Origin of the sequence: Pseudomonas iridis, from assembly GCF_017980685.1 — a bacterium.
GTDB lineage: Bacteria > Pseudomonadota > Gammaproteobacteria > Pseudomonadales > Pseudomonadaceae > Aquipseudomonas > Aquipseudomonas iridis.
Genome location: NZ_JACXXO010000002.1, coordinates 269,098 through 293,002, shown reverse-complemented (window position 1 = coordinate 293,002; position 23,905 = coordinate 269,098). Strand labels below are relative to the sequence as shown.

The window sequence follows — 23,905 nt, the reverse complement described above, 5'->3', positions numbered from 1 at the left end:
GAAGCGCAAATGACGCCCCCAGCAGAAAAGTGCTTATAATGCCCAGCGATTTTTTCCGCTTTTTACTGCCTGCGCGGACCGTTCTGTGTGTAGCCGGAACCCCGTCGCCAAATTCATTTTTTGCTCTGGATGTCCAAAAGCCTTGATTCGTCTGCTGAAATTTTTCGGTTGGTCCATCGTCGCCGTTTTCTGCGGACTGCTTTTAGGTCTCAGCGGCGCTTATCTTTACCTTAGTCCGGGTTTGCCGTCTGTGGAGGCTCTGCGAAGCATTCAGTTGCAGATTCCCCTGCGGGTCTACAGCAGCGACGACAAGTTGATCGCAGAGTTTGGCGAAATGCGCCGTACTCCGATCCGTTTCGCCGACATTCCCCCCAATTTCATTAATGCGTTACTAAGTGCTGAAGACGACAACTTCGCCAACCACTACGGCGTCGATCCGAGCAGCCTGATGCGTGCCGCGACTCAATTGGTCAAGAGCGGTCACATTCAGTCCGGCGGCAGCACCATCACCATGCAGGTGGCGAAGAACTTCTTCCTCTCCAGCGAACGCAGCTTCTCGCGCAAAGCCACTGAAATTCTTCTGGCCTTGCAGATCGAACGGCAACTGACCAAGGACGAGATCCTTGAGCTGTACGTGAACAAGATTTATCTGGGCAACCGCGCTTACGGCATCGAGGCGGCGGCGCAGGTGTATTACGGCAAGTCGATCCGCGACGTCAGCCTGGCGCAGATGGCGATGATCGCCGGCCTGCCGAAAGCCCCTTCGCGCTTCAATCCGCTGGCCAACCCGGCGCGCAGTAAAGAGCGTCGCGACTGGATCCTGGGGCGCATGTACAAGCTCGGCAAGATTACCGAGCCTGAGTACACCGCGGCGATCAACGAGCCTCTGAACGCCAGCTATCACGTGCCCACCCCGGAAGTGAACGCACCGTACATTGCCGAAATGGCCCGTGCCGAAATGGTCGGTCGTTATGGCAGCGACGCCTACACCGAGGGTTTTCGGGTCACCACCACGGTGCCGAGCAACCTGCAGGAAATGGCCAACACCGCGCTGCATGAAGGCTTGATGACCTACGATCAGCGTCACGGCTACCGTGGCCCCGAATCGCGCCTGCCGGGCAAGACCCGCGAAGCATGGGCCACCGAGCTGACCAAACAACGCACCATCAGTAGCCTTGAGCCGGCCATCGTCACTCAGGTCGACAAGGATGGCCTGCAAGTGCTGACCCGCACTGGCGATGAACATGTTGCGTGGGACACCATGAAATGGGCGCGGCCGTTCCTTAATACCAACAGCATGGGCGCCAACCCGCGCCAACCGTCGGATGTTGCGCAGATCGGTGATCTGGTTCGCGTGCAGCGTCAGAAAGACAATTCGCTGAAGTTCAGCCAGCTTCCCCAGGCGCAAGGCGCACTGGTGTCGCTGGATCCACAGAACGGCGCGATCCGCTCGCTGGTCGGCGGTTTTGCTTTCGAGCAGAGCAATTACAACCGCGCCATGCAGGCCAAGCGTCAGCCGGGCTCGAGCTTCAAGCCGTTCGTCTACAGCGCTGCGCTGGACAACGGTTACACCGCCGCCACGCTGGTCAACGACGCCCCCATCGTGTTCGTCGACGAGTATCTGGATAAGGTCTGGCGCCCGAAGAACGACACCAACACCTTCCTCGGGCCGATCCGCTTGCGCGAAGCGCTGTACAAGTCGCGCAACCTGGTTTCGATCCGCCTGCTGCAAGCAATGGGCGTAGGCAAGACCATCGACTACATCACTCGCTTCGGCTTCAACAAGCAGGACCTGCCGCCGAACCTGTCGCTGGCGCTGGGTACCGCAACGCTGACGCCGATGGAGATCGCCACCGGTTGGGCCACGTTCGCCAACGGCGGCTACAAGATCACCCCGTTCATCATCGACAAGATCGAAAGCCGCAATGGCGACACGCTGTTCGTCGCCAATCCGCCGACCGTTCCGCAGGATACCTCGGCCACTGATGGCCTCGCGGCGCCGGCCACTGAATCGTTTACCGTCAACGCCGCGCCGGTGCCGGGCGAAGCACCGGGCACCGCTGCCGTGCCGCAAACGCCGGCAGTCGCTGAACGCATCGTCGACGCTCGCACGACATACATCCTCAACAGCATGCTGCAGGACGTCATCAAGCGCGGCACGGGGCGTCGTGCGCTAGCCTTGGGCCGCAGCGACATCGCCGGTAAAACCGGTACGACCAACGAATCGAAAGATGCGTGGTTCTCCGGTTACAACGCCGATTACGTGACCACGGTCTGGACCGGTTTCGATCAGCCGGAAAGCCTCGGTCGCCGCGAGTTCGGCGGCACAGTGTCACTGCCGATCTGGATGAACTATATGGCGGCCGCCCTCAAGGACAAGCCGCCGCACGTGCAGCCTGAGCCGGAAGGTATGCTGAGCCTGCGGGTGGATCCGGCCAGTGGTCGCGCGGCGACGCCGAGCACGCCGGGAGCCTACTTCGAGCTGTTCAAGGCTGAGGACACGCCGCCATCGGTGAATGAGCTGGGGAATGGCTCCGTGCCGGGCAGTCCGCTGCCGGCGGATGAGCAGGCGCCGATCGATTTGTTCTGATCCCGGCGCACATTGAAAAGCCCCGCCTTCGTGAGAAGTGCGGGGCTTTTTGTTTTCTGCGCGCCGGGATTGGCATTTCATATCGAGAGTCCCCTCACCCTAACCCTCTCCCAGAGGGAGAGGGGGCTGATCGCGGGATGCTGGAGAAATACGCTGACCTGAAAGTCTTGCTGTGAATCCATAATCGACTCGGTCATTCAGGTCGATGTATAGGGCAAGACAGCTCGATCGGTTCCCTCTCCCTCTGGGAGAGGGTTAGGGTGAGGGGCTTTTGGCAGCCACAAAAAAGCCCCGAATCATAATGAACCGGGGCTTTTGCTTGAAGCGCTACAACAGCTTAGCCGTTGAACACGTCATCCACGCTTTTCAGCGGGTAGTTCTTCGGATACGGCAGGGTTGCCACACCGGTCTCGATTGCGGCTTTGGCCACAGCGTCGGAGATCAGGGTGATCAGGCGCTTGTCCATTGGCTTCGGAATGATGTACTCACGACCGAATGCCAGCGGAGCACCACCGTAGGCATCGCACACGTCCTGAGGCACTGGCAGTTTGGCCAGTTCGCGCAGGGCGTTGGCGGCAGCCACTTTCATTTCTTCGTTGATGCGCTTGGCGCGAACGTCCAGGGCACCACGGAAGATGAACGGGAAGCCCAGAACGTTGTTGACCTGGTTCGGGTAGTCCGAACGGCCGGTCGCCATGATCACGTCGCTACGGGTAGCGTGAGCCAGTTCCGGGGAGATTTCCGGATCCGGGTTCGAGCACGCGAACACGATCGGATTTGCCGCCATCGACAGCAGGCCTTCAGCGCTCAGCAGGTTCGGGCCGGACAGACCGACGAATACGTCAGCGCCTTGCAGCGCGTCAGCCAGGCTGCGCTTGTCAGTAGCGTGGGCGAACACGGCTTTGTACTGGTTCAGGTCATCACGGCCGGAGTGGATCACGCCGGTACGGTCAACCATGAAGATGTTTTCGATGCTTGCGCCCATGCTCACCAGCAACTTCATGCAGGAGATGGCGGCAGCGCCGGCGCCCAGGCAGACGATCTTCGCTTCCGGCAGGGTTTTGCCAGCAATTTGCAGGGCGTTGATCATGCCCGCAGCGGTCACGATCGCGGTGCCGTGCTGGTCATCGTGGAATACCGGAATGTCGCACTGCTCGATCAGAGCACGTTCGATCTCAAAGCACTCAGGGGCCTTGATGTCTTCCAGGTTGATGCCACCGAAGGTGATGGAGATACGCTTGACGGTGTCGATGAAGGCTTGCGGGCTTTCGGAGTCGACTTCGATGTCGAACACGTCGATGCCGGCGAAGCGCTTGAACAGCACGCCTTTACCTTCCATGACGGGCTTGGAAGCCAATGGGCCGAGGTTACCCAGGCCGAGAATCGCGGTGCCATCGGAAATGACTGCAACCAGGTTGCCCTTGCCGGTGTACTTGTAGGCCAGTTCAGGATCGCGAGCGATCTCGCGCACTGGTTCAGCTACGCCGGGGCTGTAGGCCAGCGACAGGTCGCGGGCGGTAGCAGTGGCCTTGGTGAGCTCGACACTCAGCTTCCCTGGACGAGGATGAGCATGGTATTCGAGAGCGGCAGTTTTCAGATCAGACATTTTGGCATTCCGCTTTTTTACTGTTGGACAGACTGGTCAGCGAGGATACGCGCCTCGCAAAGTCCCCACAAGACTGAGCGGTCACCCCTGTCAAGCGCCCTGCCCTACGACTTTGGGCCAAGAGCCACGGCGCACAAGGGCTTGACTGTTCACAATCGACAGAAAAAATGTCTACAATTTTTATTCAGCGTGCGCTCTGCAGCATGGCAGGATCGGTCAGTGGCAGCAGCCAACGCGGCTGACCCGGTTTCAACCCACCGCGCCGCGAACGATCGACCACCCAGCCACGCGCCTCGATTTGCTTGCCCTTCAGCGCTTGCAAGCGAGCATTGTCAAATTGTCCGACCAGATTGGGTGCAACACGCAATACAAGCGAGTCCTGCAACTCGATCCAGATTCCACCGCGATTGCGTTGCACTTTGCTCACACGGCCACTGACCACAGCGAAACCCGAGCGCTGGATCTGCTCTGCTTTCAGTACAGGTGATTGCCGCCAGAGGCCTCGACCCGCTTGTCGCGCTTCGCGTTCAGCCGCTTGCTGACAGGCAACAAGATCGACATTCGGCGCCACCGCGACCTGGAAACCCAGGCCATCGGCGAGCATTTGCGCTTCGAGGTTGGCGCCGCTGGCACTGTAGAGATGGGCCAGCGTACGGCCGTAATGGTCTTTTGACTCTTTGCCGGGAAGCACACCGACGCGCCCGCCGCTGTCAGCCACTAGTGCTTCCAGGCGTTTACGCGCAGCAATGGCGAATGGCTCGTCGCTGCGACCCTGCTTGCCGAGTTCAGGCGTATTGAGGCCGATCATCCGTACGCTGCGGCCGTCGCTCAGGCGCAAGGTGTCGCCATCGACCACGCGCTGCACGGCGATTTGCGTCAGCCCGGCGGGTGTCGGGCAGTACGCAAGCGCGGTGGAAAGCCAAATCGCAGGCATAAAAAAGGCGCCCGCAAGGGACGCCTTTTTCAGCAGCGAGGAAAAGCCCACCGGGCTCTTCAACCTTACTCTGCAGCAGCAGGTTTCTTGCCGAAAGCACCGAAACGGTCTGCGAAGCGCTGAACGCGGCCGCCAGTGTCCAGAGTCTTTTGCTTACCGGTGTAGAACGGGTGGCATTCGTTGCACACGTCGATTGGCAGAGCTTTGCCGAAGGTCGAACGGGTTTCAAACTTGTTGCCACAGCTGCAGGTAACAGCGATGACTGGGTAATTCGGGTGGATATCAGCTTTCATGGTGTCTTCCTCAGCTAGCGTGCCGCCATCCAACACTATTGTTGAATACCGCACGTAATTAGGCCGCGGATTCTACCAGACCTTTGCAATCACGCAAGCTGTCCCGGGTGCCCTCCATCAGAAAAGCTGTTCAATGCTGACGGAGGACACAGAACCGACTGTCTGCTAGGCTCCCGACCCATTGCGCTGTCCCTGAGGGAGCGAGCCTGCTCGCGAAGACGATCTATCAGCCAGCATTTTCGTCGCCTGACACACCGCTTTCGCGAGCAGGCTCGCTCCCACAGGTTATGTACCCAATCCTTTTAATCGTCTGCTGATCGAGATCCCCCCGCGTGCCCGACGCCATTCTGCGCCTCGCCCTGCCTTCGCCTTTGCGCCGCCTGTTCGACTATCGGGCGCCGGCTGGCGTACTGCGCGCGCAGTTGCAACCGGGCATGCGCCTGCGGGTGCCATTTGGCCGACGCGAGATGATCGGCATTCTGGTGGAGGTGACCGACACCAGCGAAGTGCCGGTGGAGAAACTCAAACCGGCGCTGGCCCTCCTCGACGCCACCCCGCCACTGCCGCCAGCGCTATTCAAGCTGTGCCTTTGGACATCCCAGTATTATCAGCACAGCCTGGGCGACACCTTGAGCTGGGCGCTGCCGGTGCTATTGCGTCAGGGTGAACTGGCCGAAGCCCGGCAGGAGCGCTTCTGGTCGGTAATGCCGGGCGCCAGCGTCGACGATCCGCGCATCGCCCGTGCGCCGCGTCAGCGTGAAGCCTTGACCACGCTGGCCCAACACCCTCACGGCGTCGCCCATCAGTTGCTGAGCAAACTGATGCTGAGCAAGGACAGTCTCGATCTGCTGCTGGCGAAAAATCTGGTGCAAGTCGAGATCCGCCGCCATGCACCCGGCGCACGCCATGAACATTGGCTGGCGCAACCGGAGCTGCCGCTCAATCCAGAGCAGCGCGCTGCGTATGAGGCGATTCGCGCAGGCTTCGACAGTTATCACGCGTTTCTGTTGGCCGGCGTCACGGGCAGCGGCAAGACCGAAGTCTATTTGCAACTGATCCGCGAAACCCTCGAGGCCGGCAAACAGGCGCTGGTGCTGATCCCGGAGATCAACCTCGGTCCGCAGACGCTGGCGCGCTTCGAACAACGTTTCAACGCGCGGATCGCCCTGATCCACTCGGCCGTCAACGATCGCGAGCGCCTCGAAGCCTGGCTCGCCGCCCGCGACGGCGAGGCCGACATTATTATCGGCACCCGCTCGGCGCTGTTCACCCCGATGAAGAATCCGGGGCTGATCATCATCGACGAAGAGCACGACGGCTCCTATAAACAGCAGGAAGGCTTGCGCTACCACGCCCGTGATCTGGCGCTGGTGCGCGCGCGGCAGGAAAACATCCCGATTGTCCTCGGCTCCGCCACGCCTTCGCTGGAAAGCCTGCACAACGCCTACACCGGCCGTTATGGCCTGCTACGCCTGAACGAACGCGCCGGTGGTGCCAAGCAACCGCGCTTCCTGCGCCTGGATGTGAAAAGCCGCCCACTGGACAGCGGGATTTCCGGGCCGATGCAGCAAGCCATTGGCCAGACCCTGGCAAATGGGCAACAGGTGCTGGTATTCCTCAACCGTCGCGGTTTTGCACCAACGCTGCTTTGTCACGATTGCGGCTGGATGTCCGAATGTTCACGCTGCGATGCGCGGATGACGGTTCACCAGCGCCACGGCGAATTGCGCTGCCACCATTGCGGCTACGTCGAGCGCACACCGCGCCAATGCCCGAAGTGCAACAAGGTCGATCTGCGCCCGGTCGGCGCCGGTACCGAGCGCGCAGAGGAACGCCTGGCGATTCTGTTCCCGGATTACCCGGTGCTGCGGGTCGACCGCGACAGTACGTCGCGCAAGGACGCGATGAATCAGCTGTTCGCAACGATCCAGAAGGGCCAGCCCTGCATTCTGGTCGGCACACAGATGTTGGCCAAGGGGCACCATTTCCCGCGGGTGACGCTGGTGTCGATTCTCGATGCCGACGGTGGCTTGTTCTCCGGCGACTTCCGCGCCAGCGAGCGCATGGCGCAGCTGATCGTGCAGGTCGCCGGACGGGCCGGCCGGGCGGAAGAGCCTGGCAAGGTGATCATTCAGACCCACCTCGCCGACCATCCTTTATTGGTGCAACTGACCGAACAGGGCTATTTCGCCTTTGCCGAACAGGCCTTGAGCGAGCGCCGCGCCGCCGGCCTGCCGCCGTTCGCGCATTTGGCGCTGCTGCGTGCCGAAGCGCACAAGCCGGGGCAGGCCGAAGGTTTTCTCGATGAGGCGTGCAGCGAGGCCGAGCGTTTACTGGTCGAGCAGGGGCTGAACGGGATTGAACTGCTGGGGCCGGTGCCGGCGCCGATGGAGCGGCGTGCCGGGCGTTATCGCGCGCAGTTGCTGCTGCAGGCGACAGCACGGGCACCGCTGCATCGGCTGCTGGCCAGTTGGTTGCTGGTCCTGGAGCAGATGCCGAGCGGGCGGGCGGTGCGTTGGTCTTTAGATGTCGATCCGGTCGATTTGTATTGACCTGAAGATCGCCTTCGCGAGCAGGCTCGCTCCTACGAGGGATTGATGCCAGACACATAATGTATCAACGCCGCAGATCCAATGTGGGAGCGAGCCTGCTCGCGAAAGCGGTCTATTTGTCACCACATATCCATAAGCTGCCTGCTAAGGTTGGCAAGCCCGTCTTCGCAACGGATAATGCCCAGTTTTTCCACCCGCGCATCGATGCGCCGCCGCGCTTGCGGTCGAAAGAGAAGACCATGAAAGACACCATTCGCCAGCTGATCCAACAAGCCCTCACCCAACTCGTCAACGAAGGTGTGTTGCCTGAAGGCCTGACGCCGGCGATTCAGGTGGAGAACGCTCGTGACAAGACTCACGGCGACTTCGCCAGCAACATCGCGATGATGCTGGCCAAGCCTGCGGGCATGAAGCCGCGCGATCTGGCGGAAAAAATCATCGCTGCGCTGCCGGCTGACGAGAACGTCACCAAGGCCGAAATCGCCGGCCCGGGCTTCATCAACTTCTTCCAGAACACTCAGGCGCTGGCTTCGCGACTCGACGCTGCCCTGGCCGACGCCCATGTCGGCGTGCGCAAGGCAGGTCCTGCGCAGCGCACCGTGGTCGACCTGTCTGCGCCGAACCTGGCCAAAGAGATGCACGTCGGCCACTTGCGCTCGACCATCATTGGCGATGGCGTGGCACGCGTACTTGAATTCCTCGGCGACGAAGTGATCCGTCAGAACCACGTTGGCGACTGGGGCACCCAGTTCGGCATGCTGATGGCCTATCTGCAAGAGAACCCGATCACCAGCGACGAACTGTCGGATCTGGAAAACTTCTACCGCGCCGCCAAGCAGCGTTTCGACGAGTCCACCGAATTCGCCGACCGCGCCCGTGGCCTGGTGGTCAAGTTGCAGGCCGGCGACGCCGAGTGCCTGGCGCTGTGGACCAGGTTCAAGGACATCTCGCTGTCGCACTGCCAGAAGATCTACGAACTGCTCAACGTCAAACTGACCATGGCCGACGTGATGGGCGAAAGCGCCTACAACGACGACCTGATCAATGTGGTCAACGACCTGAAAGCGGCCGGCATGCTGGTCGAGAGCAACGGCGCCCAGTGCGTGTTCCTCGACGAGTTCAAGAACGCCGACGGCGACCCGCTGCCGGTGATCATCGTCAAGGCTGACGGCGGCTACCTGTACGCCACCACTGACCTGGCAGCCGTGCGCTATCGCAGCGGCAAACTGAAAGCCGACCGCGCGCTGTACTTCGTCGATCAGCGTCAGGCGCTGCACTTCCAGCAAGTGTTTGCCGTGGCACGCAAGGCCGGTTTCGTGACCCATCCGATGGAAATGGAGCACATGGGTTTCGGCACCATGAACGGCGCCGATGGCCGTCCGTTCAAGACCCGTGACGGCGGCACCGTGAAGCTGATCGATCTGCTGACCGAAGCTCAGGACCGCGCCTACAACCTGGTGAAGGAGAAGAACCCGGAGCTTGCCGAAGACGAGCTGCGCAACATCGCCAAGGTCGTCGGCATCGGTGCGGTGAAATACGCCGACCTGTCCAAACACCGCACCAGCGACTACAGCTTCAACTTCGATTTGATGCTCAACTTCGAAGGCAACACCGCGCCATACCTGCTGTACGCCTACACCCGTGTGGCCGGTGTATTCCGCAAACTGGGCAAGGACTTCAGCGAAGTCGACGGCCAGATCGTCCTCGAAGCGGCACACGAACATGAGCTCGCAGCCAAGCTGGCGCAGTTCGGCGAAGTGCTGAACAACGTGTCCGATAAAGGTACGCCGCACATTCTTTGCACCTACCTGTACGACGTCGCCGGCCTGTTCTCGAGCTTCTACGAGAACTGCCCGATCCTCACCGCCGAAACCCCGGCCCAGATGCAGAGCCGTCTGCGTCTGGCCGCGTTGACCGGTCGCACCCTCAAGCAAGGCCTGGAGCTGTTGGGTCTGGAAACTCTGGAGCGTATGTAAGTTGGCTGCCAAGAAAAAACCTGCCCCCAAACGTGGCGCCAGCCGTTACCAGGCGCCTGCGAAGCAGCCGATCCCGGGATGGCTGTGGATGGCCATCGGCCTGACGGTCGGTGCGTTCATCGTGTTCCTGATGAAGCTGGAGCCTGGCAAAGGCAGCGACACGGTCAAGCGCGAGAAGGTCGAGCAACAGCAGAAAGCGAAAATCGCCGAAGCCAACAAGACCCCGCCGAGCCCGACGCAACCGGTGAAGCCGAAGTACGACTTCTACACCCTGCTGCCGGAATCGGAAGTGATCGTGCCGGCGGACGCCGTACCGGAGAAAACCCTGCCGACGCCTCAAGTGCCGACCACACCGGTCACCCCGGCGGAAGCCGCAAAAATCGACACTGCGCGGGCTCAGGCAGCACTGGCGGGCATTACCCCGCCGCCGGCACCTCCGGTGAAAGCAGCGCCGGTGACCAAATTCTTCCTCCAGGCCGGTTCGTTCCGCAAAGAGGCGGATGCGGACAAGGTTCGGGCGCAGATCATTTTGCTCGGCCAGGCGGTGGCGGTTGAGTCGGGTACGGTGAAAGATGAGACCTGGTATCGCGTACTGGTGGGCCCGTTCAGCAACCGTGAGCAGTTGACCACGGCGCAAAAACAACTGGCCGGCAGCGGCTTCAGCAACCTGTTGTTACAACAACGCCAGAGCCGCTGATTTCCTCCCACACGGGCGCCACAAATCCCCTGTAGGAGCTGCCGAAGGCTGCGATCTTTTGATTTTGTTTCAGATCAAGATCAAAAGATCGCAGCCTTCGGCAGCTCCTACAGGGGGTCGCCGTTCGTCCCTCCACGCCCTCCCCGGTTGAAATCCTCTCCACCACCCCCATATGAATGGGCATAGGCATTTTCGCCCCGCTGCGTGGAGACTCTTCCCTTGACCACCATCGTTTCAGTCCGCCGCCACGGCAAAGTCGTCATGGGCGGCGACGGCCAGGTTTCTCTCGGCAACACCGTGATGAAAGGCAACGCAAAGAAAGTTCGTCGCCTGTACCACGGCCAGGTCATCGCGGGTTTTGCCGGCGCCACCGCCGACGCCTTCACCCTGTTTGAACGCTTCGAAGGCCAGCTCGAGAAACATCAGGGCCACCTGATCCGCGCCGCTGTCGAACTCGCCAAAGAATGGCGCACCGACCGTTCCCTCAGCCGCCTCGAAGCCATGCTCGCGGTCGCCAACAAGGATGCATCCCTGATCATCACCGGCAACGGTGACGTGGTCGAACCGGAAAACGGCCTGATCGCCATGGGCTCCGGTGGCGGTTACGCCCAGGCTGCGGCCAGCGCGCTGCTGAAAAAGACCGATCTGTCGGCTCGCGAAATCGTCGAAACCGCACTTGGTATCGCCGCCGACATCTGTGTATTCACCAACCACACTCAGACTATTGAGGAGCAGGATCTCGCTGAAGAAGCCTGACTCGGCCCTGTGCCACGGCTTTTTTCTGCTTGAGGACCGCCAAAAATTATGTCCATGACTCCCCGCGAAATCGTCCACGAACTCAACCGCCACATCATCGGCCAGGACGATGCCAAGCGCGCCGTCGCGATTGCCCTGCGCAACCGCTGGCGCCGCATGCAGCTGCCTGAAGAGCTGCGCGTTGAAGTGACCCCGAAGAACATCCTGATGATCGGCCCGACCGGTGTCGGTAAAACCGAGATCGCCCGTCGTCTGGCGAAACTGGCCAACGCGCCGTTCATCAAGGTCGAAGCGACCAAGTTCACCGAAGTCGGCTATGTTGGCCGTGACGTCGAGTCGATCATCCGTGATCTGGCCGATGCTGCGATCAAGATGCTGCGCGAACAGGAAATGTCCCGCGTTCGCCATCGCGCCGAGGACGCTGCCGAAGATCGCATCCTCGACGCACTGCTGCCGCCGGCCCGCATGGGCTTCAACAGCGATGAGTCGACGAGTCAGGATTCCAACACGCGTCAGCTGTTCCGCAAGCGTCTGCGCGAAGGTCAGCTGGACGACAAGGAAATCGAGATCGAAGTCGCCGAAGTGGCCGGCATCGAGATCGCCACGCCCCCGGGCATGGAAGAGATGACCAACCAGTTGCAAAGCCTGTTTGCCAACATGGGCAAGGGCAAGAAGAAGTCGCGCAAGCTCAAGGTCAAAGAAGCGTTGAAACTGGTGCGCGACGAAGAAGCCGGGCGTCTGGTCAACGAAGAAGAGTTGAAGGCCAAGGCCCTCGAAGCGGTCGAGCAGCACGGCATCGTGTTCATCGACGAGATCGACAAAGTGGCCAAGCGCGGTAATTCCGGCGGCGTCGACGTGTCCCGCGAGGGTGTGCAGCGCGACCTGCTGCCACTGATTGAAGGCTGCACCGTCAACACCAAACTGGGCATGGTCAAGACTGACCACATCCTGTTCATCGCGTCTGGCGCATTCCACCTGAGCAAGCCGAGCGATCTGGTACCGGAGCTGCAAGGTCGTCTGCCGATCCGCGTCGAACTCAAGGCCCTGAGCCCGGAAGACTTCGAACGCATCCTCAGCGAACCGCATGCCTCGCTGACCGAGCAATACTGCGCGCTGCTGAAAACCGAAGGCCTGAACATCGAGTTCCAGCCCGAAGGCATCAAGCGCATCGCCGAGATCGCCTGGCAGGTCAACGAGAAGACCGAGAACATCGGTGCTCGTCGTCTGCACACACTGCTCGAGCGCCTGCTGGAAGAGGTGTCGTTCAGTGCCGGCGATCTGGCCAGCAGTCACGATGACAAGGTGATCCTGATCGACGCTGAATACGTCAACAGCCACCTCGGCGAATTGGCGCAGAACGAAGACCTGTCCCGCTACATTCTGTAGAGCTGCAAGCTGCAAGCCGCGAGCGGCAAGCTGAGTTAAGCTTGCCGCTTGTAGCTTGCAGCTGAAGGCTTTCCCTATGATTCCTACCGACATCAAACTTCACAAAGCCTCGAAAACCCTGACGCTCACCTACGCGTCCGGCGAGGAGTTCACCCTGCCCGCGGAATTTCTGCGTGTGCATTCCCCCTCCGCCGAGGTCCAGGGCCACGGCAAACCGATCCTGCAATTCGGCAAGCTCAACGTCGGTCTGAGCAAGCTGGAACCGGCCGGTCACTACGCACTGAAACTGACCTTCGATGACGGCCACGACAGTGGCTTGTTCACTTGGGAATATCTCTATGAGCTGGGGCGACGTCATGACGCACTCTGGGCCGATTATCTGGCCGAGCTCAAAGCCGCTGGTAAAACCCGTGATCCGGACGAGTCAATCGTCAAGCTGATGCTCTAGTCCGAGGGTCCTGCTCTTTAGAGGGCATTTTCTAACTTCATCTGTTTGAATGCTCCGCTGTGGCGTCGAGGATCGGCCCGCTTGCGAAAAAAATTAAACTCGGGTAACCAATGGAGCTGGCAAGTTCCCTGCAGTGCTCTACGACTGTAAAGCAGCTATGCAGAATTAACGGTCACCCGAGCAGTAGTACCTGGCAATCGCTGTGGAACTGCACAGCAGATAGCCGGGTACTCGTCTCAGGACAATGGAGCGTCGTAGATGAGTAACAAGAATAACGATGACCTGAAGTACCAAGCCTCGGAAAACACCTTGGGGCTTAATCCCGTCGTTGGGCTGCGCGGAAAGGATCTGCTGGCCTCTGCTCGTATGGTGCTCAAACAGGCCATCAAACAACCGATCCATAGCGTCAGGCACGTCACTCATTTCGGCCTCGAACTGAAAAACGTGCTGTTTGGCAAATCCGAACTGCAACCGGCAGGCGATGACCGTCGCTTCGCTGATCCTGCGTGGAGCCAGAACCCGCTCTACAAACGTTATCTGCAAACCTATCTGGCGTGGCGCAAGGAACTCCATGCCTGGATCGACGACAGCAGCCTGTCGCCCAAAGACATCGCGCGTGGCCACTTCGTCATCAACCTGATGACCGAGGCCATGGCCCCGACGAATACCGCGGCCAACCCCGCAGCGGTCAAGCGCTTCTTCGAAACCGGTGGCAAAAGCCTGCTCGACGGCCTCTCCCATCTGGCCAAGGATCTGGTGCACAACGGCGGCATGCCGAGCCAGGTCAACATGGGCGCGTTCGAGGTCGGCAAGAGCCTGGGCGTGACTGAAGGCGCCGTGGTGTTTCGCAACGATGTGCTGGAGCTGATCCAGTACCGCCCGATCACCGAGCAAGTCCACGAGCGCCCACTGTTGGTGGTGCCGCCGCAGATCAACAAGTTTTACGTATTCGACCTGAGCCCGGACAAGAGCCTGGCGCGTTTCTGCCTGCGCAACAACGTACAGACCTTCATTGTCAGCTGGCGCAACCCGGCCAAGGCGCAGCGCGAGTGGGGCCTGTCGACGTACATTGATGCGCTGAAAGAGGCGGTCGACGTGGTCACCGCGATCACCGGCAGCAAAGACATCAACATGCTCGGCGCCTGCTCCGGCGGCATCACCTGCACCGCCCTGCTCGGCCACTATGCGGCGCTCGGCCAGAACAAGGTCAATGCCCTGACCCTGCTGGTCAGCGTGCTCGACACCACGCTCGACAGCGACGTCGCCCTGTTCGTCGACGAACAGACCCTGGAGACCGCCAAGCGCCATTCGTATCAGGCCGGGGTGCTCGAGGGCAAAGACATGGCCAAGGTCTTCGCGTGGATGCGCCCCAACGACCTGATCTGGAACTACTGGGTCAATAACTACCTGCTCGGCAACGAGCCGCCGGTGTTCGACATCCTGTTCTGGAACAACGACACCACACGGTTGCCGGCAGCGTTCCACGGCGACCTGATCGAGATGTTCAAAAACAATCCACTGATTCGTGCCAATGCACTGGAAGTGTGCGGCACACCGATCGACCTCAAGCAGGTCACCGCCGATATCTATTCGCTGGCCGGCACCAATGACCACATCACCCCGTGGAAGTCTTGCTACAAGTCGGCGCAATTGTTTGGTGGCAAAGTGGAGTTCGTGTTGTCGAGCAGCGGCCATATCCAAAGCATTCTGAACCCGCCGGGCAACCCGAAATCCCGATACATGACCGGCGAAGAGATGGCCGCAAATGCCGAAGACTGGCAAGAGAACTCGACCAAGCACACGGATTCCTGGTGGCTGCATTGGCAGGCGTGGCAGGCCGAGCGGGCGGGCAACCTGAAAAAGGCCCCGACCAAACTGGGCAACAAGGCTTACCCGGCGGGCGAAGCATCGCCGGGCACTTACGTACATGAAAGATAGCGGCAAGCCACAGGCTACAAGCCGCAAGCTGAGCAAGTTCTGCTTGAAGCTTGCGGCTTGTAGCTGCTCCACTCTAACCCGAAGGGCCTGACGCATGCCGCAACCGTTCATATTCCGTACCGTCGAGCTGGATGGCCAGACCCTCCGCACGGCGGTACGCCCCGGCAAGCCTCACTTGACGCCCTTGCTGATTTTCAACGGCATTGGCGCCAACCTGGAGCTGGTGTTTCCTTTTGTCGCGGCGCTGGACCCGGATCTGGAAGTGATCGCCTTCGACGTGCCCGGTGTCGGCGGCTCCTCGACGCCCAATCGGCCATACCGTTTTCCTGGCCTGGCCAAACTGACGTCGCGGATGCTCGATTACCTCGACTACGGTCAGGTCAATGTGATCGGCGTGTCGTGGGGCGGCGCGCTCGCGCAGCAATTCGCCTACGACTACCCCGAGCGCTGCAAGAAACTGGTGCTCGCGGCGACCGCTGCCGGTGCCGTGATGGTGCCGGGCAAACCGAAGGTGCTGTGGATGATGGCCAGCCCCAGGCGCTACATCCAGCCGTCGCATGTGATCCGCATCGCGCCGATGATCTACGGCGGCTCGTTTCGCCGCGACCCGACGCTGGCTGCCAGCCATGCCGCGAAAGTGCGTTCGGCGGGCAAGCTCGGTTACTACTGGCAACTGTTCGCCGGCCTTGGCTGGACCAGCATTCACTGGCTGCACAAGATCAATCAACCGACGCTGGTGCTGGCCGGCGACGACGATCCACTGATCCCGTTGGTCAATATGCGCATGCTCGCCTGGCGAATTCCCAACGCCCAGTTGCACATCATCGATGACGGCCATCTGTTCCTGATTACCCGTGCCGAAGCTGTGGCACCGATCATCATGAAATTCCTCCAGGAGGAACGTCAGCGAGCGGTGATGCACCCGCACCCGTCACCGTTGGGAGGCTGATCGCTGCGGCAGGCTTTATGCAGGGCTTTACACAGAGTGCGCAGCAGGACGCCGCGCAGGCAGCAATCCATAACAGCGTCTATGGTGTTCTGGTTCGGTGAGTTTGTTTTTGGCCTGAAGACGAAGGAGTGTTGAGTCATGCGCGACAAACCAGCGACGGGCGTAGTGCCAAGTCCGGCCGTGTTCATCAACGCACAAAGTGCGATCACCGGTTTGCGCGGTCGGGATCTGATCTCGACGCTGCGCAGCGTCGCCGCCCATGGTCTGCGCAACCCGGTCCACAGCGCCAGGCACGCCCTGAAACTGGGTGGTCAACTCGGTCGCGTGCTGCTAGGCGAGACCCTGCACCCCACCAATCCGCAGGACAGCCGTTTTGCCGATCCGGCGTGGAGCCTCAATCCGTTTTATCGACGCAGTCTGCAGGCGTATCTGGCCTGGCAGAAGCAGGTCAAGAGCTGGATCGACGACAGCAACATGAACCCGGAGGACCGCGCCCGCGCCCACTTCGCCTTCACCCTGCTCAACGACGCCGTGGCGCCCTCCAACACCCTGCTCAACCCGCTGGCGATCAAGGAGCTGTTCAACTCCGGCGGCAACAGTCTGGTGCGCGGCCTCAGTCATTTGTTCGACGATCTGCTGCACAACGATGGCCTGCCACGGCAGGTGACCCGTCAGGCTTTCGAAGTCGGTAAAACGGTTGCCACCACACCCGGCTCGGTGGTGTTTCGCAACGAGATGCTCGAGCTTATCCAGTACAAGCCGATGAGCGAAAAACAGTACGCCAAGCCGCTGCTGGTGGTGCCGCCGCAAATCAACAAATACTACATTTTCGACCTCAGCCCGCAGAACAGCTTCGTGCAGTACGCCCTGAAGAACGGCCTGCAGACTTTCATGATCAGCTGGCGCAACCCGGATGTGCGCCACCGCGAGTGGGGCTTGTCGACGTATGTCGAGGCCGTGGAAGAAGCGATGAACGTGTGCCGGGCGATCACCGGCGCCCGCGAGGTCAACCTGATGGGCGCCTGCGCCGGCGGCCTGACCATCGCCGCACTGCAAGGTCATTTGCAGGCCAAGCGGCAATTGCGCCGCATCTCCAGCGCCACCTACCTGGTCAGCCAGCTCGACAGTCAGATCGAAACCCCGGCCACGCTGTTTGCCGATGAGCAGACCCTCGAAGCCGCCAAGCGTCGCTCCTATCAAAAAGGCGTGCTGGATGGTCGCGACATGGCCAAGGTGTTCGCCTGGATGCGCCCGAACGATTTGATCTGGAGTTACTTCGTCAACAATTACCTGTTGGGCAAGGAGCCGCCAGCCTTCGACATTCTCTACTGGAACAACGACAACACACGTCTGCCGGCAGCCTTGCACGGCGACCTGCTGGATTTCTTCAAACACAACCCGCTGACCCACCCGGGCGGGCTGGAAGTGTGCGGCACGCCGATTGACCTGCAGAAAGTCACGGTCGACAGCTTCAGCGTCGCCGGCATGAACGACCACATCACGCCATGGGATGCGGTGTATCGCTCGACCCTGTTACTGGGTGGCGACCGGCGTTTCGTGCTGTCCAACAGCGGCCATGTGCAGAGCATTCTCAACCCGCCCAGCAACCCGAAAGCCGCGTATGTCGAGAACGGCAAAATGAGCAGTGATCCACGCGCCTGGTACTACGACGCCAAACACGTCGACGGCAGTTGGTGGCCGAAGTGGCTGGAATGGATTCAGCAGCGCTCGGGCGCCCAGCACGAAACCCAGATGACCCTCGGCAACCCGAACTACCCACCGATGGAGGCAGCACCCGGTACTTACGTGCGTGTGCGCTGACGCTTAATCGAACTTTTCTAAGAAGACTGGATGAAAACCCGCGACCGGATTCTCGAATGTGCTCTGCAATTGTTCAACGAAAAGGGCGAGCCGAACGTTTCCACCATGGAAGTTGCCAACGAAATGGGGATCAGCCCCGGCAACCTCTACTACCACTTTCACGGCAAGGAACCGCTGATACTCGGGCTGTTCGATCGCTTCCAGAATGAACTGGCACCGCTGCTGGATCCACCGCCGGACGTCGAACTGGCGCCGGAGGATTACTGGCTGTTTTTGCATTTGATCGTCGAGCGGCTGGCGCAGTACCGGTTCCTGTTTCAGGACCTGTCGAACCTGGCGGGGCGATTGCCGAAACTGGCGAAGGGCATTCGTCATCTGCTCAATGCGTTGAAGCGCACGCTGGCGTCGTTGCTGGCGCGGTTGAAGGCTTCGGGGCAGTTGGTCAGTGATACCCAGGCGCTGGGGCAACTGGTGGAACAGATCACCATGACGTTGCTGTTTTCGCTGGATTATCAGCGGATTCTGGATCGCGAAGGCGAGGTTCGCTTGGTCGTGTACCAGATCATGATGCTGGTGGCGCCGCATTTGCTGCCGCCGGTGAAGGTGGCGACGGAGCGGATGGCTTTGCAGTATCTGGAAGATCATGACTGACATCAAAAGCCCCTCACCCTAGCCCTCTCCCGGAGGGAGAGGGGACTGATCGGGTAATGCTTGAGATTTACGCCGACCTGATAGTGCGTTTCCGAATCCGTAATCGATAAGGTCTTTCAGGTCGATGTATAGCGAAAGACACCTCGGTCGGCCCCCTCTCCCTCCGGGAGAGGGCTGGGGTGAGGGTCAGCTTTAAAAACGCACAAACAAAAACGCCCGACCTTCACAGGCCGGGCGTTTTTTTTTGCCCTGAAAAATCAGGACTGACTGGTTGGCGTCGACGGGGTCGATGCAGCAGTCGGGGTTGCAGCCGGGGTCGGTGCAGCGGCGGAGTTCGACGCGCTGGCCGGGGTTGCCGGGGTCGCAGGCTTGGCTGCTGGAGCGGCCGGTTTTGGCGCAGCGGCTTTCGGCGCGGCCGGTTTTTTCACTGCCGGCTTCTTCGCTGCAGCCGGTTTGGCTGCGGGCTTGGCGGCAGCGGTTTTCGCGGCTGGCTTGGCGGCTGCTTTTGCTGCAGGTTTGGCAACCGACTTGGCAGCGGTCTTGGCAGCAGCAACCGGTTTGGCCGCGGCTTTTGCGGCAGGTTTGGCGGCCGCCGTTTTCGCTACGGATTTAACCGCAGCCTTGGCTTTCGCCGCCGGTTTGGCAGCCGCTTTAGCCAATGGCTTGGCCGCGGTTTTGGCTGCTGGCTTGGCCGCTGCAGTTTTAGTTGCCGGTTTTGCCGCAGCGGTTTTCGCCGCCACAGGGCGCGCCTTCTCGCCGGTGAGTTTTTCGATCTGCTTGGTCAAGGTTTCAACCTTGCTGTGCAGGGCCTTGACCTCATTGCGGCTCGGTACGCCCAAGCGCGAAATCGCGCTGTTCAGGCGCTTGTCGAAAGCCCCTTCGAGCTCGTCCCACTTACCCAGCGCGCGATCTTTCACGCCGCTGATGCGCGACTTGGCAGAAGAAGCAGAATCCTTGGCGGCATCGACTTTTTTGCCGACTACAGACTTGGTGAGCTTCTCGGCTTTCTCGCCGTCTTTGACCAATGTATCGAAGAGCTTGCTGCCGTCAGTGTCGATCTTCGAGTACACGCCTAAACCAGCCAGCCAGATTTTGCGGGAGTAGTCTTCGACTTTCCCAATCCACGAGCTGCCTTCTTTATCGGTGTTCTTTTTACCAGCCATCCCGTTCTCCTTAAGATTTACGCGCGACGCGTTCGAGCAATGCCGTCAGCTCATCGAGCTTAGCAGAGAGTGTCTCAACGTCATGTTTAGACGGAATGCCGATACGATTCAAGGCGCTTGCTACACGGGTGTCGAATGCCTTCTCGACCTTGTCGAGCTGAACTTCGACGCGACCCTTGAAAGAACTGACTTCATCCCGGGCTTCGTCGATTTCGGCATTGGCCGCTTCGAGTTTTTCGGTGACGACCTTTTTGCCTTTCTTTTCAACAGTTTGGCCAGCCTTGATCAACTCTTGAAAGTACTCGCCGCCCTCTTGGCCAACCTTGGCGTAGGCACCCAGGCCTGCCAGCCAGATCTTGCGGGCATAGGATTTGACGTCGCTCAGAGCAGAAGTCGAAGCGTCGATTTTTTTCTTCAAAATTACTTTGGCCATGGTGCACCTCACGCGCAGAAGGTTTGAGGAACTGCCCGCGAAAGTGTCGGGCTCAGGCACAAAGTAAGGAGAAAAATTAGAAACGGCACCCTAACAACTGACATAAACAGCAGGGGCACCCCAAAACAATTGTGGGAGCGAGCCTGCTCGCGAATACGGCGTATCAGTCTTTGGTTGAGTCGACTGACACACCGCTTTCGCGAGCAGGCTCGCTCCCACAGGGGATCTCGGTTTATCGAAAAATCGCGATCAGACCAGCGCTTTATCGAGGGCTTTCTCAATCTCGGCTTTGATCATGCCGCTCATGGCCGACATCATCAGGCCCAGTTCCACGTCGACGCGGATCGAGTCATCGCCAACATGCACCGCGCCTTTGACACCCGAGCGCTTGAGATTCAATACGTCGCCCGACCATTGCGGCTCCAGGCCGTATTGTTCATTAAGCTTTTTGGCCAGCTTGTCGGCCTTCTCGCGGGCGGCTTCCTTGCCCAGGCTGTGGGCACGCTCAACACTGATTTTGGCCATTGGGTGGCTCCTTCTTTTTGAATACAGCTATGAATGCTTGTCGGTAAATCTTGACCGCGTCTGCGGCAAATCGTCCCGAAGGTTGCTCATCTTACCTTTAGCCATTCCAAGACAAAGCATGCCCTGGGGATTAGAATGTCGCGCATTCTCTTTTGGTGACAGCGATATGACTGATCAGCGCAAAGGCAGCGATGCCGAACCCACCACTCACTTCGGCTTCAAAAACGTTCCGGAAAGCCAGAAAGCGGAAAAAGTCGCTGAGGTGTTCCACTCCGTAGCCGCCAAGTACGACTTGATGAACGACCTTCTGTCGGGCGGCATGCACCGGTTGTGGAAGCGTTTCGCGATTGAGCTGTCGGGCGTGCGCAGCGGTAATCGCGTGCTCGACATCGCCGGCGGCACCGGTGACCTGACCAAAAAGTTTTCGCACCTCGTTGGCCCGACCGGCCAGGTGGTATTGGCCGACATCAACGAATCCATGCTCAAGGTCGGCCGTGACCGCCTGCTGGATCTGGGTGTGGCGGGCAACGTCGAATTCGTCCAGGCCGACGCAGAAAAACTGCCTTTCCCGGACAATCATTTCGACTGCGTCACGATCGCTTTCGGCCTGCGCAACGTGACGCACAAGGAAGACGCCCTGCGTTCGATGCTGCGCGTGCTCAAGCCCGGCGGTCGTCTGCTGGTGCTGGAATTCTCCAAGCCGACCAACGCGCTGATGTCCAAAGCCTACGACGCTTACTCGTTCGCCTTCATGCCGCTGATGGGCAAGCTGATCACCAACGACTCGGAAAGCTATCGTTACCTGGCCGAATCGATCCGTATGCACCCGAATCAGGAAACCCTGAAGTCGATGATGGTCGATGCCGGTTTCGACCGTGTGACCTATCACAACATGACCGCAGGCATCGTCGCCCTGCACCGCGGCATCAAGCCCTGATGCTGCTCACCGGGCTGCTCGCCAGCGTTGAACTCGGCCTGAACCGGGTGCTGCGTCTCGACAGCACGGCGCTGCCGCGGCTGGCGCATTTGACCGGCAAGGTGATTGCCGTCGATTGCCGCAGTCCGGCGCTGCAGCTGTTCATTCTGCCCAGCGACGAAGGCCTGATGCTGGCCTCGCACTGGGAAACCGGCGTCGATTGCACCCTGCGTGCGCCGGCGTCCAGCCTGCTGAAGCTGGCCCTGAGCAAAGACAAGACCGCGGTGCTGCATGCCCCGGAAGTCGAGCTCGATGGCGACAGCGGCGTGCTGCTGGAGCTGGCCGGCGTGTTGCAGGATCTTGAGCTGGACTGGGAGTACGAACTCTCGCGCTGGCTCGGGCCGGTTGCCACGCAACTGGTTGGCGGTCATCTGCGCAGCCGCGCGCGCTGGTATCAACAAGGATTTGCCAGCCTCAACCAGAACCTCGCCGAATACCTCGCCGAAGAATCGCGCACCCTCGTCGGGCAGCGCGAAGCCGAAGCGCGGTTCAGCGAACTGGACCGGATCAAACTTGATCTGGAACGTCTCGAGGCGCGTTTCGAGCGCCTTTCCCGATCCCTCGACCCAAGCGATAACGCATGAAGCTGCTCGCCGTCCGCCGTCTGCTGCGCATCCAGTCCGTCGTGATCCGCTACCGCCTCGATGACCTGCTGTTCGATCTGCCGCTGCCCTGGTTTCTCCTGGCGCTGCGTTATGTGCTGCCGTGGCGCTGGTTCCCGCGCAAGACGCTGGAGCTGAACCGAGGCGCGCGATTGCGTCTGGCGCTGCAGGATCTGGGGCCGATTTTCATCAAGTTCGGGCAGATTCTCTCGACCCGCCGCGACCTCTTGCCCGAAGACATCGCCGATGAGCTGATGCTTCTACAGGATCGCGTGCCGCCGTTCGACTCGCAGCTGTCGATCAAGCTGATCGAAGAGCAGCTCGGCAAGAAAATCAGCGAAGTGTTCAGCCGTTTCGACGTCCAGCCGCTGGCTTCGGCTTCGGTGGCACAGGTGCATGCCGCGCAGCTGAAAACCGGCGAAGAAGTGGTGGTCAAGGTGATCCGCCCGGGTCTGAAGCCAATCATCGCGCAAGATCTCGCATGGCTGTTCATCCTCGCCCGCGCGGCTGAAAAACTGTCAGCCGACGCGCGTCTGTTGCACCCGGTGGACGTGGTGCAGGACTACGAAAAAACCATCTACGACGAACTCGACCTGCTGCGCGAGGCCGCCAACGCCAGCCAGTTGAAGCGCAACTTCGAAGGTTCGCCGCTGCTCTACGTGCCGCAAGTCTATTGGGACTGGTGCCGGCCGAAAGTGCTGGTGATGGAGCGCATCTACGGCATTCAGGTGACCGATCTGGCGACCCTCGCCGATCAGCGCACCGACATGAAAATGCTCGCCGAACGCGGCGTGGAGATCTTCTTCACCCAGGTGTTCCGCGACAGTTTCTTCCACGCCGACATGCACCCGGGCAACATCTTCGTCAGCACCGTTAACCCGTGGAGCCCGCAGTACATCGCGATCGACTGCGGCATCGTCGGCAGCCTGACCCCGGAAGACCAGGATTATCTGGCACGCAACCTGTTCGCGTTCTTCAAGCGCGACTACCGCCGCGTGGCGCAGTTGCACATCGATTCGGGCTGGGTGCCGGCAGAAACCAAGCTCAACGAATTCGAAGCGGCGATCCGTACCGTGTGCGAACCGATCTTCGAAAAACCGTTAAAAGATATTTCATTCGGCCAGGTGCTGATGCGCCTTTTCCAGACGGCGCGGCGCTTCAACATGGAAGTGCAGCCGCAGTTGGTTTTGCTGCAAAAGACCTTGCTGAACATCGAAGGCCTCGGCCGTCAGCTCTATCCCGATCTGGATCTGTGGAACACCGCGCAGCCGTTCCTTGAGCGCTGGATGCGCGAGCGCGTCAGCCCGAAAACCTTGCTCAGCAACGTGCACAGCCAGTTCGAACAACTGCCGCACCTGGCAAACATGGCCCGCGATCTGCTCGAGCGCATGTCCCAGCCACACGCCTACGACCCACCGCCGCCGTGGCACAAACGCAAGGACGACTGGTTCCTGCGACTGCTCGGTTGTGCCCATCTGGCGGGCGGTGCGATTCTCGCCGCCGGCGGCCCGATGCTCGAATTGGCGCATTGGCCAGCGGGCATCATGGTGGCTGTCGGTTTGTATCTGGTCGTTCGCCGATAGCACGAATCAGCTGCAAGTTATAAGCT

The 23,905-nt window shown here is 60.2% G+C and carries 20 protein-coding genes; 14 read left to right on the top strand and 6 right to left on the bottom strand.

All coding sequences use genetic code 11. From position 1 onward, the window contains the following. Nucleotides 1-142 precede the first annotated feature (142 nt). Complete coding sequence (locus tag IEQ42_RS06285) at nt 143-2,590, top strand: penicillin-binding protein 1A (protein WP_210702918.1); 2,448 nt, start codon at nt 143-145, stop codon at nt 2,588-2,590. 337 nt (nt 2,591-2,927) lie between these two features. Here IEQ42_RS06285 and IEQ42_RS06280 read toward each other — a convergent pair whose 3' ends face one another. The 3 genes from IEQ42_RS06280 to rpmE form a co-directional block, all read right to left on the bottom strand. Next, complete coding sequence (locus IEQ42_RS06280) at nt 2,928-4,196, bottom strand: malic enzyme-like NAD(P)-binding protein (protein WP_210702917.1); 1,269 nt, start codon at nt 4,194-4,196, stop codon at nt 2,928-2,930. A 184-nt stretch (nt 4,197-4,380) separates the two neighbouring features. Further along, nucleotides 4,381-5,130: a thermonuclease family protein gene (locus IEQ42_RS06275; RefSeq protein ID WP_215729564.1), complete on the bottom strand. Its 750-nt coding sequence runs from the start codon at nt 5,128-5,130 to the stop codon at nt 4,381-4,383. Nucleotides 5,131-5,195: 65 nt separating this feature from the next. Beyond that, a complete protein-coding gene (gene rpmE, locus IEQ42_RS06270) occupies nt 5,196-5,423 on the bottom strand; it encodes a 50S ribosomal protein L31 (RefSeq protein WP_016984589.1) in 228 nt (75 codons plus the stop codon). 332 nt (nt 5,424-5,755) lie between these two features. Between rpmE and IEQ42_RS06265 the strand changes: the two genes are divergently transcribed. From IEQ42_RS06265 to IEQ42_RS06220, 10 genes are all read left to right on the top strand, one after another. Beyond that, the gene (locus IEQ42_RS06265) at nt 5,756-7,975 is read left to right on the top strand and encodes a primosomal protein N' (protein ID WP_047299391.1); all 2,220 of its coding nucleotides are present in this window, start codon (nt 5,756-5,758) and stop codon (nt 7,973-7,975) included. A gap of 239 nt (nt 7,976-8,214) precedes the next feature. Next, the gene (gene argS / locus IEQ42_RS06260; RefSeq protein ID WP_210702915.1) at nt 8,215-9,951 is read left to right on the top strand and encodes an arginine--tRNA ligase; all 1,737 of its coding nucleotides are present in this window, start codon (nt 8,215-8,217) and stop codon (nt 9,949-9,951) included. A 1-nt stretch (nt 9,952) separates the two neighbouring features. Further along, a complete protein-coding gene (locus IEQ42_RS06255; RefSeq protein ID WP_150593934.1) occupies nt 9,953-10,648 on the top strand; it encodes an SPOR domain-containing protein in 696 nt (231 codons plus the stop codon). Nucleotides 10,649-10,867: 219 nt separating this feature from the next. Further along, nucleotides 10,868-11,404, top strand: coding sequence for an ATP-dependent protease subunit HslV (hslV, locus tag IEQ42_RS06250; protein ID WP_003220875.1), 537 nt, complete (start codon nt 10,868-10,870; stop codon nt 11,402-11,404). Between the two features lie 48 nt (nt 11,405-11,452). Further along, a complete protein-coding gene (gene hslU / locus IEQ42_RS06245) occupies nt 11,453-12,790 on the top strand; it encodes an ATP-dependent protease ATPase subunit HslU (protein WP_042557256.1) in 1,338 nt (445 codons plus the stop codon). A gap of 76 nt (nt 12,791-12,866) precedes the next feature. Next, the gene (locus IEQ42_RS06240; RefSeq protein ID WP_150593932.1) at nt 12,867-13,238 is read left to right on the top strand and encodes a gamma-butyrobetaine hydroxylase family protein; all 372 of its coding nucleotides are present in this window, start codon (nt 12,867-12,869) and stop codon (nt 13,236-13,238) included. 258 nt (nt 13,239-13,496) lie between these two features. Beyond that, the gene (gene phaC, locus IEQ42_RS06235; protein WP_210702914.1) at nt 13,497-15,176 is read left to right on the top strand and encodes a class II poly(R)-hydroxyalkanoic acid synthase; all 1,680 of its coding nucleotides are present in this window, start codon (nt 13,497-13,499) and stop codon (nt 15,174-15,176) included. Between the two features lie 94 nt (nt 15,177-15,270). After that, complete coding sequence (phaZ, locus tag IEQ42_RS06230) at nt 15,271-16,125, top strand: poly(3-hydroxyalkanoate) depolymerase (protein WP_042557253.1); 855 nt, start codon at nt 15,271-15,273, stop codon at nt 16,123-16,125. Nucleotides 16,126-16,263: 138 nt separating this feature from the next. Further along, on the top strand, nt 16,264-17,946 hold the full coding sequence (phaC, locus tag IEQ42_RS06225; protein ID WP_210702913.1) for a class II poly(R)-hydroxyalkanoic acid synthase: 1,683 nt from the start codon (nt 16,264-16,266) through the stop codon (nt 17,944-17,946). Between the two features lie 30 nt (nt 17,947-17,976). Further along, complete coding sequence (locus IEQ42_RS06220; RefSeq protein WP_042557251.1) at nt 17,977-18,597, top strand: TetR/AcrR family transcriptional regulator; 621 nt, start codon at nt 17,977-17,979, stop codon at nt 18,595-18,597. A gap of 257 nt (nt 18,598-18,854) precedes the next feature. On the opposite strand, the gene IEQ42_RS06215 is transcribed toward IEQ42_RS06220, so the two are convergent. From IEQ42_RS06215 to IEQ42_RS06205, 3 genes are all read right to left on the bottom strand, one after another. Next, nucleotides 18,855-19,760, bottom strand: coding sequence for a phasin family protein (locus IEQ42_RS06215; RefSeq protein WP_210702912.1), 906 nt, complete (start codon nt 19,758-19,760; stop codon nt 18,855-18,857). 10 nt (nt 19,761-19,770) lie between these two features. Then, the gene (locus tag IEQ42_RS06210; RefSeq protein ID WP_047299389.1) at nt 19,771-20,193 is read right to left on the bottom strand and encodes a phasin family protein; all 423 of its coding nucleotides are present in this window, start codon (nt 20,191-20,193) and stop codon (nt 19,771-19,773) included. A 249-nt stretch (nt 20,194-20,442) separates the two neighbouring features. Beyond that, a complete protein-coding gene (locus IEQ42_RS06205) occupies nt 20,443-20,718 on the bottom strand; it encodes a polyhydroxyalkanoic acid system family protein (protein WP_042557248.1) in 276 nt (91 codons plus the stop codon). 166 nt (nt 20,719-20,884) lie between these two features. On the opposite strand from IEQ42_RS06205, the gene ubiE reads away from it, so the two are divergent. From ubiE to ubiB, 3 genes are read left to right on the top strand one after another with little or no spacing between them, the layout of a single operon-like run. After that, nucleotides 20,885-21,655 carry a bifunctional demethylmenaquinone methyltransferase/2-methoxy-6-polyprenyl-1,4-benzoquinol methylase UbiE gene (gene ubiE, locus IEQ42_RS06200; protein WP_008080626.1) on the top strand — a complete coding sequence of 257 codons (771 nt, stop codon included), beginning with the start codon at nt 20,885-20,887 and terminating at the stop codon, nt 21,653-21,655. Then, nucleotides 21,655-22,278: a ubiquinone biosynthesis accessory factor UbiJ gene (locus IEQ42_RS06195; RefSeq protein ID WP_042557247.1), complete on the top strand. Its 624-nt coding sequence runs from the start codon at nt 21,655-21,657 to the stop codon at nt 22,276-22,278. The genes ubiE and IEQ42_RS06195 overlap by 1 nt, the downstream gene beginning before the upstream one ends. Continuing rightward, nucleotides 22,275-23,879 (top strand): ubiquinone biosynthesis regulatory protein kinase UbiB, encoded by a 1,605-nt coding sequence (gene ubiB / locus IEQ42_RS06190; RefSeq protein WP_210702911.1) that lies wholly within the window; start codon nt 22,275-22,277, stop codon nt 23,877-23,879. Before IEQ42_RS06195 ends, ubiB begins: the two co-directional genes overlap by 4 nt. The last annotated feature ends 26 nt before the right edge of the window (nt 23,880-23,905 follow it).